Source organism: Rhodococcus sp. PD04, assembly GCF_035918275.1.
GTDB lineage: Bacteria > Actinomycetota > Actinomycetes > Mycobacteriales > Mycobacteriaceae > Rhodococcus > Rhodococcus rhodochrous.
In genome coordinates this window covers 50,453-69,453 of record NZ_CP142145.1, presented here as the reverse complement: position 1 = coordinate 69,453, position 19,001 = coordinate 50,453, and the positions used below count along the sequence as shown (strand labels likewise).

At 67.0% G+C, this 19,001-nt stretch carries 17 protein-coding genes; 9 read left to right on the top strand and 8 right to left on the bottom strand.

All coding sequences use genetic code 11. The features are described from left to right. Positions 1–125 precede the first annotated feature (125 nt). Complete coding sequence (locus U9J23_RS26970; RefSeq protein ID WP_326603582.1) at positions 126–1,451, top strand: nuclease-related domain-containing protein; 1,326 nt, start codon at positions 126–128, stop codon at positions 1,449–1,451. Between the two features lie 91 nt (positions 1,452–1,542). Beyond that, positions 1,543–2,313: a pentapeptide repeat-containing protein gene (locus U9J23_RS26965; RefSeq protein ID WP_326603581.1), complete on the top strand. Its 771-nt coding sequence runs from the start codon at positions 1,543–1,545 to the stop codon at positions 2,311–2,313. Positions 2,314–2,973: 660 nt separating this feature from the next. On the opposite strand, the gene U9J23_RS26960 is transcribed toward U9J23_RS26965, so the two are convergent. Beyond that, positions 2,974–4,857: a cutinase family protein gene (locus U9J23_RS26960; RefSeq protein ID WP_326603579.1), complete on the bottom strand. Its 1,884-nt coding sequence runs from the start codon at positions 4,855–4,857 to the stop codon at positions 2,974–2,976. Positions 4,858–5,304: 447 nt separating this feature from the next. Here U9J23_RS26960 and U9J23_RS26955 point away from each other — a divergent pair, with 447 nt between their 5' ends. Continuing rightward, positions 5,305–5,799 carry a hypothetical protein gene (locus U9J23_RS26955; protein ID WP_138845859.1) on the top strand — a complete coding sequence of 165 codons (495 nt, stop codon included), beginning with the start codon at positions 5,305–5,307 and terminating at the stop codon, positions 5,797–5,799. Between the two features lie 7 nt (positions 5,800–5,806). Here U9J23_RS26955 and U9J23_RS26950 read toward each other — a convergent pair whose 3' ends face one another. Further along, positions 5,807–6,769 carry an RNase H family protein gene (locus U9J23_RS26950; protein ID WP_326603577.1) on the bottom strand — a complete coding sequence of 321 codons (963 nt, stop codon included), beginning with the start codon at positions 6,767–6,769 and terminating at the stop codon, positions 5,807–5,809. Positions 6,770–6,872: 103 nt separating this feature from the next. Further along, on the bottom strand, positions 6,873–7,787 hold the full coding sequence (locus U9J23_RS26945) for a hypothetical protein (protein WP_326603575.1): 915 nt from the start codon (positions 7,785–7,787) through the stop codon (positions 6,873–6,875). Positions 7,788–8,080: 293 nt separating this feature from the next. Between U9J23_RS26945 and U9J23_RS26940 the strand changes: the two genes are divergently transcribed. Then, entirely contained in the window at positions 8,081–9,379 is a 1,299-nt protein-coding gene (locus tag U9J23_RS26940) for an insoluble domain protein (RefSeq protein ID WP_326603573.1), read from the top strand. A 60-nt stretch (positions 9,380–9,439) separates the two neighbouring features. Here the strand turns inward: U9J23_RS26940 and U9J23_RS26935 are convergent, their stop codons facing one another. Next, positions 9,440–9,691, bottom strand: a complete 252-nt coding sequence (locus U9J23_RS26935; protein ID WP_326603571.1) for a WhiB family transcriptional regulator — start codon at positions 9,689–9,691, stop codon at positions 9,440–9,442. 25 nt (positions 9,692–9,716) lie between these two features. Then, entirely contained in the window at positions 9,717–10,256 is a 540-nt protein-coding gene (locus U9J23_RS26930) for an HNH endonuclease (RefSeq protein ID WP_326603569.1), read from the bottom strand. A gap of 437 nt (positions 10,257–10,693) precedes the next feature. On the opposite strand from U9J23_RS26930, the gene U9J23_RS26925 reads away from it, so the two are divergent. Next, positions 10,694–11,155 (top strand): hypothetical protein, encoded by a 462-nt coding sequence (locus U9J23_RS26925; RefSeq protein WP_326603567.1) that lies wholly within the window; start codon positions 10,694–10,696, stop codon positions 11,153–11,155. A 77-nt stretch (positions 11,156–11,232) separates the two neighbouring features. Here U9J23_RS26925 and U9J23_RS26920 read toward each other — a convergent pair whose 3' ends face one another. Continuing rightward, positions 11,233–11,667 (bottom strand): MaoC/PaaZ C-terminal domain-containing protein, encoded by a 435-nt coding sequence (locus tag U9J23_RS26920; RefSeq protein WP_229568736.1) that lies wholly within the window; start codon positions 11,665–11,667, stop codon positions 11,233–11,235. Beyond that, positions 11,664–12,113 (bottom strand): FAS1-like dehydratase domain-containing protein, encoded by a 450-nt coding sequence (locus tag U9J23_RS26915; RefSeq protein WP_326603566.1) that lies wholly within the window; start codon positions 12,111–12,113, stop codon positions 11,664–11,666. The genes U9J23_RS26920 and U9J23_RS26915 overlap by 4 nt, the downstream gene beginning before the upstream one ends. Before the next feature lie 379 nt (positions 12,114–12,492). Between U9J23_RS26915 and U9J23_RS26910 the strand changes: the two genes are divergently transcribed. Then, positions 12,493–15,507, top strand: a complete 3,015-nt coding sequence (locus U9J23_RS26910; RefSeq protein ID WP_039583599.1) for a Tn3 family transposase — start codon at positions 12,493–12,495, stop codon at positions 15,505–15,507. 23 nt (positions 15,508–15,530) lie between these two features. Here the strand turns inward: U9J23_RS26910 and U9J23_RS26905 are convergent, their stop codons facing one another. Next, positions 15,531–16,199: a TetR/AcrR family transcriptional regulator gene (locus U9J23_RS26905; RefSeq protein WP_006554624.1), complete on the bottom strand. Its 669-nt coding sequence runs from the start codon at positions 16,197–16,199 to the stop codon at positions 15,531–15,533. A gap of 129 nt (positions 16,200–16,328) precedes the next feature. Here U9J23_RS26905 and U9J23_RS26900 point away from each other — a divergent pair, with 129 nt between their 5' ends. Genes U9J23_RS26900 through U9J23_RS26890 form a run of 3 tightly spaced genes read left to right on the top strand, consistent with a single transcriptional unit; the run spans position 16,329 to position 18,921 of the window. After that, positions 16,329–17,900, top strand: a complete 1,572-nt coding sequence (locus U9J23_RS26900) for an MFS transporter (RefSeq protein ID WP_039583601.1) — start codon at positions 16,329–16,331, stop codon at positions 17,898–17,900. 12 nt (positions 17,901–17,912) lie between these two features. Beyond that, entirely contained in the window at positions 17,913–18,362 is a 450-nt protein-coding gene (locus U9J23_RS26895) for a universal stress protein (protein WP_006553198.1), read from the top strand. Positions 18,363–18,384: 22 nt separating this feature from the next. Next, complete coding sequence (locus U9J23_RS26890; protein WP_006553199.1) at positions 18,385–18,921, top strand: PaaI family thioesterase; 537 nt, start codon at positions 18,385–18,387, stop codon at positions 18,919–18,921. The last annotated feature ends 80 nt before the right edge of the window (positions 18,922–19,001 follow it).

Below are 19,001 nucleotides of genomic sequence, written 5' to 3'. Positions count from 1 at the left end.
CCGAGGTGTGGTTGAGCCATGGCGGTCATTAAACACGCATAACTGTTACGGAGTTGCACGACACGCCGCACTTGTAACAGTTACGGCTGAAACACCCGGCGAAGCGCCTCCGTACCTTCACCGACATGAGCACACCAGACGCCCACTCCGTCGGCGGCGACAACCCCGCCCTCGCCGGGCAGTCCCTCCGCAACCGCTCGCGCGCGCAACGCCGCGCCCTGCGCACCATGACCGGTCAGCTCATAGTCACCGCCAGCGCGATCACCGCGACGGTCACCACCATCGCTCTGCTGTTCGTGCTCCCGCTCATGGACGCCCTCGCCGTGGGCACCTACAGCGCCGCGGCACTCGCCGCCGCCTACGCACTCATCACCTTCCCACGCCGCGCCGCAGCAGTCGGCTTCGCGTTCGTCGCAGCCGCGCTGGTCTTCACTATTGGTCAGATCTACGAGCTCGGGGCCGCTGCATCCTGGGCCGCCGCCCTTGCATGCGCAGTCACCTCGGTGGCCGTGTTCTCGACCCGTCGCACCACCCGAACCCCGTACCTCCCCACCGTCGCAGTCTTGACCGTCATCGTCACGGCCTTCTGGGCGACGGCCGCCCTCGGTCTACCGCGTTGGCTGTGGGTAGCACCCGCCCTCGTCACGAGCCTGGTGGCTGTCGGGTGGCGCGCTGCGTGGCCGATCACCTGGCGGGCACGCCGCGCGGGTTGGCGCTCGAAGATCCGGTACCGCACCGGCGCACCGCTTGCCGAGCGCCCGGACGGGGACGGCCGGTGGATGGCCGAGGAGTACCTCGAGGTCGGCGCTGACGCCGAACGCATCACCGCTCACATGTTGACCGGCCTCGACGACCGCTGGCACGTGTTGCACTCTCGGGCACTGCACTACACGGCGGCGGATGCGGACCACATCGTGATCGGCCCGGCTGGTGTCCTGCTCATCGACAGCAAGTACCGGTCAGGGCACTTCGAAGCCCGCCCCTGGGTTACCGAAGATGGCACCGCCGGCAGCGACTGGTTCTACAACGGCCAGGTGCTCGACGCCAGCCTCGCGCAGTCGGCGATCTTCGAAGCTGACCGCATCGCGTGGGCCTTCCACGCCGATGGCCTCGATCGCCAAGCGGTCCCGATCGTCCTCGCCATCCACGGCGCCCGCATGAATGTGCCCTGGGGGGAGTGGACGATCGAGCTGCTTGGTGATCCGGTTGACGATGACTCCGAGACGCCGGTGGTCGGTACCCGACTCGTCACACTCGTCGACGCGACCCACCTGGTCGACTACCTGACATCGTTGCCGGCCCGACGGTTCACGACGCCGACGAAGCACGAACGCGCCACTGGAAGACGAGAATCACTGACCCCTCGGCAGGTTGAGGAGCGCGCACAGCGGCGCTACGTTCGCGACCTCGCTGCGGTATGCGAGCACGTGTTCGTGCCGGTGCCACAGTGACCGGAAACTGCAGCCTCCACCGAAACCCCCACAACGCTTAGTCCATGATGACCGGCACAACTGTTTATGCCCCCCTAGCGAAGGATGGCCTGTGTCGACGAATCAGGTAGAGGAAACCCAGCCCGGAACCGGCGACACAGACGATGTCACAAGTACTCCGGACGACCAAACCGAAACGAGTACTCCGGACCTCAACCCGTTGCCGGCACCCACTCCAGCAGACGAACCGAACCCTCCAGCAGAACGTCCCTTTAGCTGGTGGCACAAGAAGCCCGGAGATCGAGAATGGAAATCGGGAATTCGTGAAGTCCTCATAGGTGTCGGTGCAGCAGCCTTGATCGCCTTCCTTGGAGTTGCGTACACGACTATCACCGACGATCGCCGGGCGGAACAGGCAGAGCGACTTGAGAACCTTCGGTTCATCCGAGAGCGTTCCGACGAGAAACTGGAGACACCCCGTCCGTTCAACGGAATGGACTTAACTGGGCAGAATATGGCAGGTCTCTTCCTTTACGACGCCGACATCGCACTTGCTGCTCTGCCCGACGCCAATCTCTTGCGAGCCGTACTCGCCAGAGCCGACCTTTCCGGCACCGACCTCTCCGGCGCTAATCTCGTCGGCACGGATTTCACCGAGGCCATTTTGGACCAGGCCGTACTCACCGGTGCAGACTTGACCGAAGCCATGGTCGATTCTGCCTCCTTCGAGGGGGCCAATCTGTCCGATGCCAACCTCCTCGGTACCCGTATCACCTCACTACAGCTGTCGCGCATCTGCAAATACGGTGACCGGCCGCCGCGGAATCTTCCAACTGACGTGGAGCTCCCGGACAACCGCGACCTGACCGAGTGCGGACGCTAACTACCAGCAAGACTCACGATCAATCGCCCCAGGCTGGGAGTCTGCTGATTTCCTCCGTGCCAGCGGATTTGATTCGGTCGTCTCGACCAATGATTTTCGAATGCCCACAAAGCTGAATTAAGTAGAGAAGTTTCGGCGTATCAGCTCGTCGAACTCTAAGCGATCTTGGTCTGCGCTTTGGTTTCTACTGATTTGGTCAGGCATCAGGTCGCCTGAGCCTACCCCGGTGGTCTCCGCTACCGCATGGACTGCAGGAGGTTCCACGACCACCGGTGCATCCCACCAGTCTGCTGGTGTTGGCGTGCCGGGCGCGGCCGATGGAGACGTCTTGACCGACTCGGGTCGGCGGAGGGTTTGGCGGGCGTTGTCCCGCGCGTGGCGAAGGTGCTGCAACCTCCGATGCTGTTCGACCGCAACGACGGACAGCATGAAGGCGAGCACCCCGAGTATCGCCACGAGCGGGAGCGGTATGACCCATCGTGGGGCCCCCGCCCATACGAGAAGTGCAACCGGGATGTTCATCAGTGCGGAGACCGTTAGCGCCGCCCACCATGCGGGGACAGCGAACGCGACCCGGATCAGGGCAATGCTGATGAGTATTGCGAGCACGAACGCGCCCGCGTGAAGTATCGCGGACATGGCCGGCGCCTTTCTCTTCGGTCAGTTACCCGCGGCTGCGGGCTCACCCTCGACGGTAAAGGTCGGCTGCGACGGTGTTGCAGATGTCGTTGCCGGAGCCTTCTTGGTGGTGGTCACGGCCGAATTGCGGCCTCCGAGTTCACTGGTGAAGTAGTCCGCGGTCCAGGTCAATGCGTCGCGGCCTCGCGAGTCGACGACGAGCTGGCCGTAGTTCTGGTGCGCACCACCGGAATAGAAGGAGATGGCTCGGGTCGCGGAGCGAGTGACGGAGGCGACGTTGAACGAGGAGGCGAGGTTCGACACCGCGCCAAGGTCGACGCCGTCGAGGATCCCGCTGGTGTCGGCCGCGGTGGCGAGGGTGTCGAGGATCAGCGGTGGGATCGCGAGCAGGTCACCGCTCATCACGTACTTCACGATCAGAGCGACGTTCTGAGCGAGTGCGGTCAGGTCGAGGCGGTTGATGACCTTGAGGACATCCCCGGCCAGCCTTTCAGGTGACCCGGTGGGCATGGTCTGCAGGATCGCAATGAGCGGGTCGAGATCGACCGAGTCGACAGCTTCGACGATGCCCACGAGCTTGGCGTTGAAGGCGTTGACGATGTTGGGCATGGCGGGGAAGTCGCCGACGGCGGCGAGCGAGCCCAAGGTGGCCAGGTCGTTGACGATGCCTTGGAAGTCGATGCGTGCGACCTTGCCCGAGGTGACCGAGGCTTGGCGGAGCAGAGAGACCGGTTGGATGCCACGCACGATGCGTGCTGCCGCGGTGACATCGCTACCGCCGAGTCCTGCGAGCGGGCCGAGAACTTCGGCGAGGTCGGCGGCGGAACCCATGAGTTGATTTGCGCCGAGGCTCTCGGCTCCGTCGGCGAGGCTGTCGAGGATCCTCGAGAGGTTGTCGATGTCGACACTGCGGACCGTGTTGAGGACGGTGCTGGCGCGGTACTGGGCCGTGTCCTGGGAGAAGTCAGTAAGGGTGGCGGCGGCGTATCCGTTGCTGATGTTCTGCGCGAGGCTGCGGACCAGCTGGCTGTCCTTGCGTGTTTGGGTCGCGATCGTGCGCGCGCCAGCGGTGTCCCCGGAGGAGAGTGCGGTCTGGATGCGAGTAGATGCGGTCTTGAGGCCGTCGATGTTGAGATGGGCGAGATCGGTGGCCGTGGCGGTGTCGGCAGGGTTGGTGGGGGCGTCGTCGGCGCTGCTTGCCAGCCCGACGTTGCCGAGCACCGATCCGATGCCACTGAGGAGACCGTCGTCGCCCGGGGTGGCGCAGTAAAGGTCGGGGGCGGGATCGCAGATGGTCATGACCTTCATGCCGGAGAACCCGTCGGTACGCGGACCGGCGATGCCGTGGCCGGGCGGATTCGGGCCGACGACAGTTTCCCCGGGGGTACCGCGGCGAGGGTCTGCGATCAAGACGGTGGCGCGCAGTCTGGATGCGGGGATCGGACCGTTGCCTTGTGCGATCTGTTCTGCGATGTCGCCGGCGATGTCAGCGCCTTGGCTGTATCCGGTGAGTCCGAACAGGGTGGACGGGCAGCGAGCGGCGCGCTGCTTGAGTGCGGTGCTGACGGCGGCGACGCCGTCGGCCTTGCTGTCGGCGTAGCCGACGCCTTGGTCGAAGGCGGTGGCTTCGTAGGCGGGGAAGAGAGAGCTGATGGTGCCGCCGGACTTGGCGGCGGCCTTGTCGGTGACAGTCTTGAGCATCCCCACGGGCGTACTCGGGTCTGCGTTCTTGTTGGTCTCCCAGGTGCCTGGGACGGCGATGATTTCGGCGGGGGAGCAGTCGCCGGGAGCGGCGTATGCCGGGGGGCCGGCCAGCGCGCCGACGCCGAGGCTGGTTGCGCCTGCGACGGCTGTGGTGAGTGCAGCGGTGGCGGCGCGTGTGAGCATGGATGCGCGGGGCGTCATCGGGCATCTCCGAGTCAGGTGTGGGCCCGGATCGACGTCGATGGCCGGTGTGATTGGCCGGTCTCGCTGTCCCCGGATCCGCTGGGTGTGGACGCGGACACCCTGGCAAACGCCTTCTCCACTCTGATGAAAAAGGCCATCTACCTGCACAAAAAGGAGGAGCGCCGGCAAGGCCGACGCTCACTACGCTCTATCGGATCTGCCCACACACACCCGCCGCGAGGGAGGGGTGCATAGGTAGCGCGACTCTCTGGGAGACGCGGCCGCACGACGTGGATGAACCAGCCGCCAGCACGTCCAATAGTAGTAGACATTCTCGGTGAGGCCAACCGCGATGGGGGATCGGCGCGGTGCCCGAGCCTCGTGCCCACTGGTCATCAGCTCCGACCGGCAGCTGGTGAACCGGACCGATAGCTTGTGCCGCACCACCGATTGGAAGGAGCGCAGATGACCAAAGCTGAGTCCGTATTCGAGATGGCCGCGACCCGGCTGCGGAGTGTCGCCGGGCGCGCCACCCCGGGGCCTTATCTCCGATCGAAGGCCGTACCTGGCGCTTTGCGCTGCGTGGACGCTCCCGATGGCGGGGAGCAGCACCTCGCATTCGGAATTGCGCGGCAGGAGGATTTTCGCCTTCTCGTCGGTGCCGATCCGGGGATGTACGAGCTGTTAGCGGCGGTGTTCGCGGCGGCCGCCGGGTCCGATGCGGCCGCACCGGAGCTGGCGGACCTGGCGGCGTACCTGAGTCAGAAGATGGGGTTGAAGCTGCCTGCGGTCGCGTTCTATCCAGCAGACGAGGCGGTTGTCGAGGACCCGGAAGCACCCGCTGCGGCGCCCGTCGTCGCTCCGGAGCCGACTCCCACGGCACCCTCACGGGCACCTCGCGCACACTCCGTGGTCCAGCCTGCCGCAACCGCCCCGGCGTTGGACGCCGCAGACCTGTAGTCACGGTTCATGCAGCGACCAACTGAACTGCGTCACCACCGATCCTCCGGTACATGTCCGACGCGACGGTTGGAGAAACGTCGAACTCGTTGTTGCGGCGCACCGCAATCGCTGCCCGGTGGGCCGCCTCGTTCAGTGGATGCCCATCGTGACCACGGACCCAGCGCACCGTGCTTCCGGTCCGTTGCAGCTTCTCCCGCAGCGCCCGGACTCGGCCGGCGTGACTCGAAATGAGCCAACAGGGGACGTCGGGATCGTTGCTCTGCAGGTAGGTGGCGACGTGCAGACTGTCGGTGAGGATCTCCAGCTGGCCAGTGTGTCGGCGCACCGCCATCTCGATCGCGAGGCACTCACCCAAGTTGATGCTCTCCACGTCGGGTAGGTAGTCGACGTAGACCCTGCCGGCGGCGTCCACTGCGCTGATGCCGACACCGGCGCGGCCGCGACGCTTCGACGCGTCGGTGGCGACCTGCAGAATCGACTCCCGTTTGCCGCTGCGGGTCGGGTCGGGGTTCTTCGACGATTTCGGTACCTCGGGTAGAGCGCGTCCGGCGGCATGGAAGAGTTCGGAAAGGCAGCCGAGCGGACTCGCTGTGAGGACGACTGCGGGGAAGCTCGCAGCGCATCGTCGTGTCTCGGCGCGAACTCCCGAATGGTCGATGTACAAGGCGGGGCGGATGATGGATTGTTCCGCGAGCGCATAGAAGTGCTCGAACGCATCGAGTACTACCGCTTCGGCGCGCTGCGTGTGGTCACGTTCGAAGGGGACTGTCGTGGTGTGGCCATCTATGCCTTGATATGTCACAACGGCTGTGTGCGGCCGGATGCGTTGCGTCAGATCGGGGGAGGGTCGATCGACGCGAATGACTCCCGCGACCACCGTTTTTTCTGTGCGGTCTTGCCAGTTCCTCCATGATGCGTGCAGTGCAACGGGACTGAGGATGGCGTGGAGCGGCGACAGCGTGGGCATGAATCCTCCTCTGTGGGGATCGGTCCGCAGGACCGGGTTGTCGGGGACGCCTCCACAGAACCTCCTCGGGCGGCGGATGTTTCAGTCCCCGGCTGTCGCACTGTCAGGGGGTCGGGCAGACCGAGTCGCAGCTCAGCTTGTTCGCGATGTAGAACCGTCCTCCGGCTGAGACCACCGTGTACTGCTGGTGGTACTCGTGGCTCACGCCGTCAGGGGTGGTGACCGTCAGTCGCACGTTGTAGACGTTCTCGGTCTCGGTGCTGGTGATCACGATGTTGTGGGTCGTCAGCGGGTCGAGTCGGTCGATGTCGGTTTGGATTGCCTGCGCGGTGGCGGGAGTGTTCTGGCTGGCGACGAGGTATCCGGCAGCGGCGGCACCGTTGCGCTGCTCGTAGTACGCGTTGTCGAAGCCGAGGATCACCCCGGGGCCGCTGGTGGTGTCCCCGGGAGCAGGAGCGGAAGCGACGGTGCTCGGCGTCGCCGGCGCGGTCGTCGTGACGGCAGCGGTTGTACCTACCGCCGCCGAGGATTCCTGATCTGTGAAGCCGCCCCGGAAAGTGCCGACGGCAACGGCGCCGAGGACCACAACCCCGGCGACGACAGCGACCACGCCGACGCGACGACGCTTTCCCGCGGGGGTTCGGGTCGGTTTCTGGGGAGTCCGAAGAAACGCGTCGGTGTCGAAGTCCCCTTCGGGCATGCCCCCGTAGGGATCTGCTGTGCGGGCGTCGGAAGAGTGGTGGTCATAGTCGGATGTCTCGTAGTGATCGGCACCACGGTATTCGGACTCGGCGCGCGGATCCCAGGGCTCGTAGTCGGGTAAAGGGGCAGGGGTCACCGCGGGGAACGCAGCGGTCACCTCCGAGGCGTCGTCGAAGCCGTCGGTGCCCCCGCCGAATTCGTCCGCGACGTACTCGTCGCCGAACCCCTGGTCGTACCCGGGAGTGAAGCTCTGTCCGTCGGTGACTGGTTCCTCAGCCCATGGGTCGTCGCTGTCCCACTCGTCGTTCCCGGGCATTGGCTGTGTGTCGGGTTCTACGCGTCCGCGTGCCATGGCGTTCCTCGTATCGGGTCGGTCTGGTGGTCGGTGCGCAGAACCGTAGCCCCATGCTTCTCCACGCAGGTCATCGCTTGTTTGCCCTGCATGCGAACGCTTTTCACTCGGCGTCGGGTGGGAGTGGAGAAGCTCCGCTCTACGGTCGGCGCGACCTTTGCGACATCGTGCGGGGCCCCGCGTCGCACAGGCTCACCGGTCCCGGAGCCGCCGGGAACTCGGTATCAGCTCTGGCTGCAGCACAGGAGGAACAACAGATGGCCAAGAAGCACCGCAAGCCACGAAGCTCGTGGATTGCCCCGACGGCGGTCGCCGCTGGTATCGGCATGACCGCCATCACCGGCGCGGGGATCGCCACTGCCGCCCCGGAGTCGGGGTGGTCGAACCCGGATCCTTCGGACAGCGCACCGGAGTCCGGGTGGTCGAACCCGAACCCGACACCGGCAACTCCGGAACCCGCGCCCGTGCAGAGTGCTCCTGCGCCCGAGGAGTCGTTCTGGGTCGCTCCGCCGCCCCAGTACAACCGCGGCACGCGAGCGTACAACCCGGAAACCGGCGGTGGCGTGACGCAGACAGTCTGGTCCGGCAACGACTACTCCGGGGGCAACAACTACTCCGGAGGCGACGATTACTCGGGTGGTACCAACTACTCCGAGAACACCTCGCCCCAGGTCGACTGGAGCAATCTGCATGCACCCACGCCGGTGATCGATCCGACGCTCCCGATCGAAGCTCCCAAGGACAAGATCCGCGTCGGACGGGTGATCTTCGATCAGCCGAACTGGGTCTCGGACATCGATGCCAAGCGCACCAACAACACCACGGCCGTCATCGAAGCCCAGGTCACCGACGCGTGGCGCTCGGTTGGTCTGGAAACCACCGAAGCCGAAAAGGTCGCCTCCGGGCAGGTGGCGGGAACGGCGCTCGGCGCGGTGAGCGGGTTCGCGACCGGTTGTGCGGCTACAGCAGTTCCGGCAGGGCTCATCGGCGGCACGATCGGTGGAATCGGTGGGGCTGTCCTGGGCGGATGGGTTCCCTCTCCGATCCCCGGAACCGCACCGATCACCACCGGTGTCGCGGGCACTGCCGGTGGCGCCGCGATCGGCGCTGCAGCAGGCTGCGTTGCCGGTGGTGCGGTCGGCGCCGGAATTGGTGGCGCCGCAGGCCTCGCGGCTGGTACCGCCTACGGAGCCGGCGAGGGTGCCACCCCGATCGAGACGACGGTCCCGGACGTCGAAGAGGACCAGATCGCCGAGCAGGTGGACACCACCTTCGATCAGTGGTCCCAGGATCCGGTGGGTGCGACCGTGGTCGACGCGGTTCAGTCGTTCACTACCGAGACGGCCCCGGCCCTCGACACACAGGTCCGGGACTTCGTCGGCGCTCAGGCGGGTGGCGAACAGATCCTCGACCAGGTCGACCAGACCCTCGAGACGTTCTTCAACGACGCCACGCCGGGTCTGAGCGGAAACCTGATCAGCACGGCGGTCGGTGACGCCATCGCAGCTTTCGGGGCTGCCCCGGCCGCGGATCCGGCTGCGCCGATCGCGGGCTGACCGCAACAGCAAGACAGCGGGCTCCACACCAGCATTGGTGTGGAGCCCACTGTCGTGTGCTCAGCGAATCAACTTGCCGCGACGGTATTCACGGCCACCCCAGACACCGGTCTGCCCGGTCGCGCTGGCGTAGGTGCCGCACGCGTTGGCGATCGGGCAGCGAGCGCAGATTCTGGCGGCGTAGTCGAACGACTCGCTCGGGTCCGGGAACCATCGGTCCGGGTGCTGGTCGCCGCGGCAAGCGGCGACGTCCCAGTCCGTGGCGTCCTCGGAGATGGGGAGCAGGTCGGTCAGGGTCAGCGTGACTGTCATCGGGATGTGCCTCCTTCCAGGCGATTCAGGTTGTTGGGATCAACTCGCGCCAGATGGCCTGCTGGCGCTTCTGGTCGGTACGGGGTGCCCGGGGCACCCACAGGAGCGGCATGTCGGCCTCCTCGGGGGTGCGGTCTGCCTTGCGGCCGTTGCAGTCCGAGCAGGCGGCAACGAGGTTGCCGTAGTGGTCTCCTCCGCCGCGACTCTTGGGAAATACGTGGTCCACTGTCCGGGCACCGGGCTGGCCGCAGTACGCGCACCGGTGGTGGTCGCGAGCGAGCACCGCTGCGAAGCTCGCGCGGGTGTCATCATCGATCGCCGGTCGCGGGGGAGTGTGGACGTACTCGAGCAGCTGGATCGTGTGCGGCAGAGGGATCGCCACGTGCTGCGATCGCACCACGAAGCGTGGAGTGTGCTCGACCAAGGTGATCGCGAGTTCCTCGTTGAGCAGCACCACCGCTCGGGCGGCCGGTACGACGTCGAAGTCCTCGTAGGTGACGTTGAGGACCCGCACGCGGGTGTTCATCCAGGTGCGGGCGGTGATGGCGGTGGGTGGGCGGTGCATGGCAATCGACAACCTCGTTCTCTCGCAGAGGGGAGTGGCGGGTTCTCGAGGTGTGCTCGTCCCGTTGAGGCCGGGGTCGGCCGGAAGTCACCTCGGGGGTGACTGAAAGTCGGGGCGCGCACGCCCCGAGAGGAGGGGCGTCAGGAGACGCGGAATCCGGCGGTTGTGCCGGAGTGTTCAGCGAGCCGGTCCAGGAATTGGATCTTCGGCTGCGACATGCACTGTAGGTACGCGCTGGTGCGCATTCGAGTGTCCTTCCTGGTCGTAGGTGGCTGCTACCGGTCGCCCAGTGTGCCATGCGAGAGCGGGGAAGTGTTGCAGATATTGAGCTCGCGCGCCGTCGACCTCCGTCAGCAGTCACCAAGATCGAGCCCGCGAACTGGTGAACCCTCTACGTACGGTCGAGCCGCCAGTTCACCAACGATCAAGGGGTATTCATGAGCAAGCTCAACGGTGCAGTGCGACGTGCGGTTCAGATTGCAGCCGGAGTGGCTGCGGCAGGAGCCCTAACTATCTCCGGAGCCGGGCTCGCATCAGCGGCATCACCGCCGGTCACACCAAGCCCGGGCGGAGACAACATCTGGCCCATCATCAACCTCGACCGGTGCGGCGGCCCGATCCAAGTATCGAGAGACACCGTCCCCGGTCGAACGGACCTGCTCGGGGTGACACTCACGCCGACGGGCAACTTCGGCGCCAGCCCGCAATGCGCAGCCCCAGTGAAGCTGGAGTGGGTGAACGGAATCGCGCCGTTCGGCCACGCCGTGACAGTCACAGTGGACAAGCCCGGACCCAACCGAGTCGACATCCCGATCGGTGCGGGCGCGAGCCTACTGACGGTCCAGACGCTGGGAGTGCCGGCGTTCGGGACATCCCAGTACGTGTGGATGCAGCCGTGATGCGTGGGTAACCCCACTGCAGGCGAAAGGCCCTGCCACACGTCGTGGCAGGGCCTTCCCGGGGATCGTGGCGACGATCAGGCCGAGAACTTGAGGTGAGCCTGGGTCTTCCCGAGGACCTTCTGGCCCTCCACGGACACCGTGACGTCGATCCGCGCCGTGCGCTCCTCGTCGTCGAGCCGAGCCACCTTCGCCGAGATCGACAGTTCGGCACCCTTCGCCTCGTCGACCACAACCGGCCGCGTGAATCGGGTCTCGTACGAGATGACCGCAGTAGGATCGCCGACCCAGTCCGCGACCACCTGCAGGCCGAGCGCCGCGGTCAGCATCCCGTGGGCGAGAACGCCCGGCAACCCCGCGCTGGCCGCAGTGACGTCGCTGAAGTGGATGGGGTTGAAGTCGCCCGAGGCGCCGGCATAGCGGACGAGGTCATCTCGGGTCACCGTCAGGTCGGCCTTCGCAACAACCGCCCCGACCTCGAGGTCGACGAATCGAGGAACTGTGTAGGTCATACGTCATCTCCTCGGTGCAGCAGCGACGAGGTGATGGTGACGACCAGATCGCCGCTCTCATCTCGGATCTCGCAGATCGTGGAAAGGATGGAGCTGCCAGCACGCTCGGTGACGTCGGTAATGGTCAGCGTGGTGCTGAGTTCGGCGCCTGCGACGATCGGGCGGCGGTATTCGATCTTCTCCGAGCCGTGGACGATGCGGTGCGGGTCGAGGCCGGTGTCCGGGGTTTGGACGAGCTGGGTCACCGACGGCGACTGCACGACGGTGGTGAAGGTCGTCGGCGCGATGACATCCGCGAAGCCCGCAGTCCGGGATGCCTCGACATCGTGGTGCAGCGGGTTCGTCGCCCGCACCGCGCGCGCGAACTCACGGACCTTCTCACGACCAACGAGGTAAGTCGTCGGAGGGAAGACCCGTCCGGCGAGGTTTGGGTTCAGTGGTGGCATTACCCGAGACTAACGCGGCCACCCCCGCGTCGCGCTCATCGTCCAACCAGGCCGAGGAGAAGGCCTACGCGAACCCGGACGCCCACTCCTTCATGAATACTGTTCGAGGGTTCTGCGTCCAGCAGGGATTGATCGATCCCAGCCAAGCTTGCGGTAGGTGTCAGCCGAAGGACTTCGTCCAAGTCCCTGAACGTCTCGGGAAGAAGGCGCTCGACGAAGACGGCCGCATCGAGGGGTAGCCGTAGCATCCGCCGGAAATCGGGCGGATTTGGCGTATCCGACTGGTGGGCACGGGGTTTCGAGTTCGGCATGCGCTGTCGACTGGTTGGTGCTTGACTGCCGATGATGATGTTGGTCGGTGCTGGTGGAGGCTGGGGTCGTGGCGACGCGGATGTTCGCGGACGAGGAGTTGGAACGACTGCGGGGATTCCCGGAGATCAGCCGCGAGGAGCTGTTCCGGTACTTCACGCTGACGCCTGCGGATCTGGCGTTCGTGGATCCGGGCCGGGGCCGGGGCCCAGCCGAGCGGCTGGGCTTGGCGATCGCGTTGTGTACGCTGCCGTGGCTGGGATTCGTGCCGGATCGGCTGGTCACGGCTCCGCCGGTGGCGGTGGCTCGTGTCGCCGAGCAGTTGCGGTTGGATCCGGTGGTGATCGGTGCCTACGGCAGGCGAGCCAAGACCCGCACCGAGCATGTGCGCCTGGCCGCGCGGTACCTGGGATGGCGTGCGGTCGGTGCGCTCGAGTTCAAGGAGCTCGATGAGTTCCTGCTCGCGCGGGCGATGGAGCACGATTCCCCGACTCTGCTGTTCCGGCTGGCGTGTGAGTATCTGATCTCGGCGAAGGTGATCCGGCCAGGCCCGGTCACCGTGGTCGAGCGGGTCGCCCACGCCCGCCACCAGGCCCAGACCGAAACCTATGACCGGCTCGCTCACGAGTTCACTGCGGCGCGGTGCGCGGAGTTGGACGGCTTGCTTGTCACCGACGCTTCGCTGGGGATCTCGCGGTTGCGGTGGCTGTCGACCGGGCCGGTGGAGGCCTCGGCGGCCGCGGTCCGCGCCGAGGTCGACAAGCTGGGTTTCCTGCGCGGGTTGGGCGCTGATCGGCTGGATATGTCGGTGCTGCCCGCCGAGCGGCGCCGGTTTTTGGCCACGATGGGCCGGCGCCTGAGTCCGCAAGCGCTGCAACGTCGGGATCCGCAACGCCGGTATCCGATCCTGCTCACGGTGCTGGCCCAGTCCGGCACCGATGTCCTCGATGAGGTCGTGGCGTTGTTCGATCAGGCGATCTCGGTGAAATTCGGTGCTGCCGAACGGAAGATGCAGCAGCGGCTGGCCGAACGAGGGAAGACTGGAGAGGACCGTCAGGCGCTGCTGGACGATCTGTTGGAAATCGTCACCGACCCCGGCGTTCCGGATGAGGAGATCGGTGCGCTGATCCGCGGCGAGAAGATCGGGTGGGAGCGCCTGCGCGCGGCGATCGCCCAGGCCAAGCCCAGGTTGCCGCGTGATCACGGGCATCTGGCGGCGTTGGATTCCTCCTACAACTACCTGCGTCAGTTCACCCCCGCGGTGCTCGAAGCGGTGCGCTTCTGCGGCGGTACCGCCGCGACCGAGTTGCTGATCGCGGTGAACATGCTGCGCGAGTTGAACGCGACCGGGCGGCGCAAGGTCTTCGATGACGCCCCGACCGGGTTCGTGCCGATGAAGTGGCGCGGCTACCTCGACGAGGCCCGCAAATCCGGCAGCGCGACCGCGTATCGGCACTACTGGGAGTTGTGTGTGCTGCTCGGATTGCGTGACGGGTTGCGCAGCGGGGATGTGTTCGTGCCGGGCTCGCGCCGTTACGCCGACCCGGCCGCCTACCTGCTCACCACCGGGCAGTGGGAACCGCAACGCGTTGAGTTCTGCGGCCTGGTCGGGCGATCCGCCGATCCTGGCGTCGCGCTGGCCACCGTGGTCGCCGAACTGCACGACGCTCTCGGTGAGCTGGAGGAGGTGCTGGCCGGCGGGGACGGCCCGGTCCGGCTGGACGAGGGCGGGGATCTGGTGATCTCGCCGCTGAGCGCGGAAGATGTTCCCGCCGAGGCGATCACGCTCAAGGCCGAGCTGACCGAAATGCTGCCGTTCGCGCCGATCGTGTCGCTGCTGATCGAGCTGGACAAACGCACCGGCTACCTGGACTGCTTCACCCACGCCGGCGGTCAGGCCACCCGGACGCCGGAGCTCAAACGCAACCTGATCGCGGTACTGCTGGCGCACTCGACGAACCTGGGGTTGACCCGGATGGCCGAGGCGTGCGGAATCACCTACGACATCCTGGCCTGGACCGACGAGTGGTATGTGCGCGAGGAGACCCTGCGCGCGGCCAACCTGGTACTGGTCGGCTACCACCAGCGGCTGCCGCTGACCGCGGTGTTCGGCGCCGGAACACTGTCGTCGAGCGACGGGCAGCGTTTCCCGACGCGCGGTAAGTCGACCACGGCGCGGCCGTTGAGCCGCTATTTCGCCAGCGAGGGCCTGTCGACCTACACCCATGTCAGCGACACCCACGCCACCTACGGCACCAAGGTCATCGTGGCGACCAAACGCGAAGCCCACTACGTGCTCGATGAGATCCTGGGCAACGCCACCGATCTGCCGATCACCGAGCACGCCACCGACACCCACGGGGTCACCCTGGTCAACTTCGGGTTGTTCGACCTGCTCGGGATGCAGCTCTCGCCACGGATCCGGGATCTGGGGCGGATCACCCTGTACCGGCCGGGCCCGCGCGCCGAGGCCGAGGCCCGGTTCCCGCACGCGGGCCCGCTGATGACCCGCAAGGCCAACCTGGGTTTGATCGCCGAGCACTGGGACGATCTGCTGCGGTTGGCCGGATCGCTGAAGTTCGGGCACGCCACCGCGTCGCTGTTGGTCGGCAAGCTGTCGGCGTCGGGGCGGCAGAACACCCTGGCCGCGGCGCTCAAGGAGTACGGGGCGCTGCGGCGCACCATTTACGCCGCGAGATACCTCTCCGATCCGGACTACCGGCGCAAGATCTCGCGGCAGCTCAACAAGGGCGAGTCGCTGCACGCGCTGCGCCGCGACCTGCTCTATGCCCATGAGGGGATGATCCGGGCGCGCCACCTCGAGGACCAGACCGAGCAGGCCTGGTGCCTGACCTTGACGACCAACGCTGTGATCGCCTGGACCACAGAGTATTACGGGTTCGCTGTCGAGCAGATGCGCCGGACCGGGCAGCGTATCGATGACGAGGTCCTGGCCCACATCAGCCCGGCCCACAGTGCCAACATCAACTTCTTCGGCGCGATCGAGGTCGACATCGACGCCGAGCTGGCCCAGCTGGGCCCGACCGGGTACCGGCCGCTGCGGGTGCGCGACACCTTGTTCTGACCGCGCGGAACCGGGGCCCGTGGTTACGGCGTGGCGATGTCGATAGCGGTGTCTGCTGGCGTGGGTGTTCGGTGGGCGGTGAGGAAGTTGTCGACGAGCCGGGTGCAGTCGTCGTGGTCGATGCTGCGTAATCCGGTGAGACGGGCGAACACGATCGGGCCGAGGAGTTCGATGATGGCGAAGGTGGTGTCGAGCTCGCCGAGCATCGCGCGGGCCTCGGGACTGGTGAGGATCTGGTCGAACGGGTGGCGGTACTGCTCGATGACGCGCGCGCGCAGCGAGGTGACCGCGGCCGGGTCGGGGTGGTCCTCGCCGATGGAACCCATCGCCAGCCAGGCCAGGGTGGTCATCTGCACCGGAGCCTGTTCGATGAGGTCGGCCTGGCTGGCGAGCAGCGCCAGGAGCCGCTCACGCACGGGCCCGGTGCCGGTCGGTGTGTCGACCTGGGGAAGTAGTCGTTCGAAAGTCGCCGCGAGCAGCTGGGTGGTGCTGCCGAAGTGCCGGTAGAGGGTGGCGCGGGCGACCTTCGACACGCGGGTGACCGCCTCGACGGTGACCGCCTCGACACCGCCGGTGGACAGCAGATGGGTGGCCGCGTCGAGCAACCGGTTGCGTGAGCGCGCCAGTCGCGGATCGGCCTGCTCGTCGTCCGCGGCGAGCGGGTCGGTCGCCGCCGGGCCTGGGTCGGTCATGGACGCGCCTTCCTCCGAATTCGTGTCGTTGAACTCTTGATATGGGTGAACTCTATCCCACCCCCCAACCACTATGATACGAATGGTCTCGTACAGATACCGTTGGTCTTCAAAGTCGGGGAGGTGCCGGTGGCCACACCCGGAACGGACACTGTCGAGATCGCCCGCTGGACCAGGGCCCAGTGGTGGATGCTGGCGGTGTCGTGCCTGGCGGTGGCGCTGGTGGTCGCGGCGATGGCGGCGTTGTATTCGGCGTTGCCGCAGATCGCGCTTGCGACCGGGGCCACCCAAGCCCAGCTGACCTGGATCGTCGACGGCTACACGCTGGTGCTGGCGTGTCTGGTGCTGCCCGCCGGCGCCGTCGGTGACCGTTACGGGCGCCGCGTGGTGCTGGTGGTGGGGTTGGTGGTGTTCGCCGCCGCCTCGGCGCTGCCGCTGCTGCTGTCCGACCCGGCCTGGTTGATCGCGACGCGCGCGCTGGCCGGGGCAGGCGCCGCGCTGGTGATGCCCTCGACGCTGTCGATCCTCACTGCAGGGTTCGCCCCCGCTCATCGCGGCCGGGCGGTGGGGATATGGGCCGGGGTCGCCGGATCCGGGGCGATACTGGGGATTCTCGGTGCCGGGGTGCTGCTCGAACGATGGTCGTGGCTATCGGTGTTCGTAGGGTTGACCGTGGCCGGGGCGGTGCTGGCGGGGTTGGCGTGCACCATCGCCGAGTCCCGCCAGCGCGAGCATCCGCAGGTGGACTGGGTGGGCGCGGTGGCGGTGGCGGTCGCTGTCGCGGCGATCGTGTTCGCCGTGATCGAGTTCCCCGCGCGCGGCTGGGCCGACCCGCTCGTCGCCGCCGCCGCCGGGGTCGGCGTGGCCGCGACGGCGGCCTTCGTGGTCGTCGAGCTGCGCTCGGCGGCGCCGCTGCTGGATGTGCGGTTGTTCGCCCGCCGTGGTTTCGGTGCCGGGTCGCTGTCGGTGACCATCCAGTTCCTGGTCACCTTCGGGGTATTCCTGCTGCTTGTGCAGTACCTGCAGCTGGTCTTCGGTTACGGGCCGCTGGCCTCGGCGCTGGCGTTGGCGCCGATGGTGGTGCCGCTGGTCGTGATCTCGGTGATCGCGCCGTGGCTGTCGAGCCTGGTCGGGTTACGGGTGATGACCGTGGCCGGCCTGCTCACCATCGCCGCCGGGCTGGTGCTGGTGAGCCGGCTGACACTCGCCGCGCACTACCTCGACCTGCTGTGGCCGCTGCTGATCATGAGCGCGGGCCTGGGATTGTGCACCGCGCCGGCGACCTATGCCATCGTCGCCGACACCCCCGAGGCCAAACACGGGGTCGCCGCCGCGGTCAACGACGCCGCCCGCGAGATCGGCGCCGCGATCGGGATCGCCGTGGCCGGCAGCGTGCTGGCCGCCGGCTACACCCACCGCATCCAGCCCGCCCTGCCCCAGTTGCCCGAGCCCGCCCGCGGCCCGGTCGCCGATTCCCTGGCCGCGGCGCTGCAGGTCGCCGACCAGGCCGGACCGGTGGCCGCACCGCTGGCCGAGTTCGCCAAGGCCGCGTTCGTGCACGGCAGCGGCCAGGCCGCGCTCGCCCTGGCCGCCCTCACCACCGTCGGGGCGATCGTGCTGGCAGTACTGGCCCCCGGCCGCGCACCACGCCGCCGATACATCTCGACCATTTCCCCCGCAAAACACGCTCCCTTCTCGTGAAAGACGCCCGTCATGACGGCCTATCGCACGATCATCGTCGACACCGACGGATCCGACCGCTCCTACCGTGTGGTCGACCACGCCGCCGAACTCGCCCACGCCACCCACGCCCGGCTCCTGATCATCTGCGCCCGCCACCACATCGACGCACGTGAGCTCGGGGCGGACCTCGACCGGCTCGGACCCGACGCCTACCAGCTACGCGGCACCACTCCCACCGAGGCCATCCTGCGGACCGCCCACCAGCACGCCCTCGCCCACGGCGCCACCGACATCGAAACCCACATCCTGTCCGAACCCGCCCCGCACGCGCTGCTGCACCTGGCCGCCGCCACCGGCGCCGACCTCATTGTCACCGCCGATCCCCACCGGCCACCGCTGCTGGCCCGGCTGCTGACTACCCCACCGATCGAGCTCGCCCGCAAAGCCCACTGCGACATCCTCTTCACCACCGCACGGTAGACACACCCCACAGAAAGCGCCCATGACCGAGAACACACCCAGCACCCATACACCCGAGCCCCGACAGGTCCCGGACTGGATTCCCGCCTTCCCTGTGCTCGCACCCGACTCCGCCGACCTGCCACCCCACCACGACCACTGCCTCGGCTGCGGACCGGCCAACCCCCACGGCCACCAGCTACGCGCCCGCCGCGACGCACACGGCGTCCACGCCCACCACCGCTTCGACTCTCGCCACGTCGGCGCCCCCGCGATCGCCCACGGCGGCGCGGTCGCCACCGTCCTCGACGAACTGTTCGGACTCTTGCTCTACACCGTCGGGGAACCCGCGGTCACCCGCCACCTTGCCATCGACTACCTCGCCCCGATCCTGCTCGACACCCCTTACACCCTCCGCGCCCACATCCACGCCCGCGACGGCCGCAAACTCCACCTGCAAGCCACCATCGAAAACGACCACGCCCACGTGATCACCACCGCCACCGCCCTGTTCCTCACCGTCGACGTCAACCACTTCCTCACCCACAACACACCCCCACACACCGATAACACCCCCTGACCTGTTCCGTAACCGGATCGGCCACCGGAACACCACGCAGAGCCAACGTCGGCCCAGCTCACCGGTGTTCCGTAGAGGTG

Excerpts from the sequence above, each read along its gene's own strand:
- U9J23_RS26925 (WP_326603567.1), top strand. The coding sequence starts at position 10,694 with ATGAGCAAGCTCAACGGTGCAGTGCGACGTGCGGTTCAGATTGCAGCC.
- U9J23_RS26915 (WP_326603566.1), bottom strand. The coding sequence starts at position 12,113 with ATGCCACCACTGAACCCAAACCTCGCCGGACGGGTCTTCCCTCCGACG.
- U9J23_RS26950 (WP_326603577.1), bottom strand. The coding sequence starts at position 6,769 with ATGCCCACGCTGTCGCCGCTCCACGCCATCCTCAGTCCCGTTGCACTG.
- U9J23_RS26955 (WP_138845859.1), top strand. The coding sequence starts at position 5,305 with ATGACCAAAGCTGAGTCCGTATTCGAGATGGCCGCGACCCGGCTGCGG.
- U9J23_RS26930 (WP_326603569.1), bottom strand. The coding sequence starts at position 10,256 with ATGCACCGCCCACCCACCGCCATCACCGCCCGCACCTGGATGAACACC.
- U9J23_RS26970 (WP_326603582.1), top strand. The coding sequence starts at position 126 with ATGAGCACACCAGACGCCCACTCCGTCGGCGGCGACAACCCCGCCCTC.
- U9J23_RS26935 (WP_326603571.1), bottom strand. The coding sequence starts at position 9,691 with ATGACAGTCACGCTGACCCTGACCGACCTGCTCCCCATCTCCGAGGAC.
- U9J23_RS26945 (WP_326603575.1), bottom strand. The coding sequence starts at position 7,787 with ATGCCCGGGAACGACGAGTGGGACAGCGACGACCCATGGGCTGAGGAA.
- U9J23_RS26895 (WP_006553198.1), top strand. The coding sequence starts at position 17,913 with ATGACGGCCTATCGCACGATCATCGTCGACACCGACGGATCCGACCGC.
- U9J23_RS26940 (WP_326603573.1), top strand. The coding sequence starts at position 8,081 with ATGGCCAAGAAGCACCGCAAGCCACGAAGCTCGTGGATTGCCCCGACG.
- U9J23_RS26890 (WP_006553199.1), top strand. The coding sequence starts at position 18,385 with ATGACCGAGAACACACCCAGCACCCATACACCCGAGCCCCGACAGGTC.
- U9J23_RS26920 (WP_229568736.1), bottom strand. The coding sequence starts at position 11,667 with ATGACCTACACAGTTCCTCGATTCGTCGACCTCGAGGTCGGGGCGGTT.
- U9J23_RS26960 (WP_326603579.1), bottom strand. The coding sequence starts at position 4,857 with ATGACGCCCCGCGCATCCATGCTCACACGCGCCGCCACCGCTGCACTC.
- U9J23_RS26905 (WP_006554624.1), bottom strand. The coding sequence starts at position 16,199 with ATGACCGACCCAGGCCCGGCGGCGACCGACCCGCTCGCCGCGGACGAC.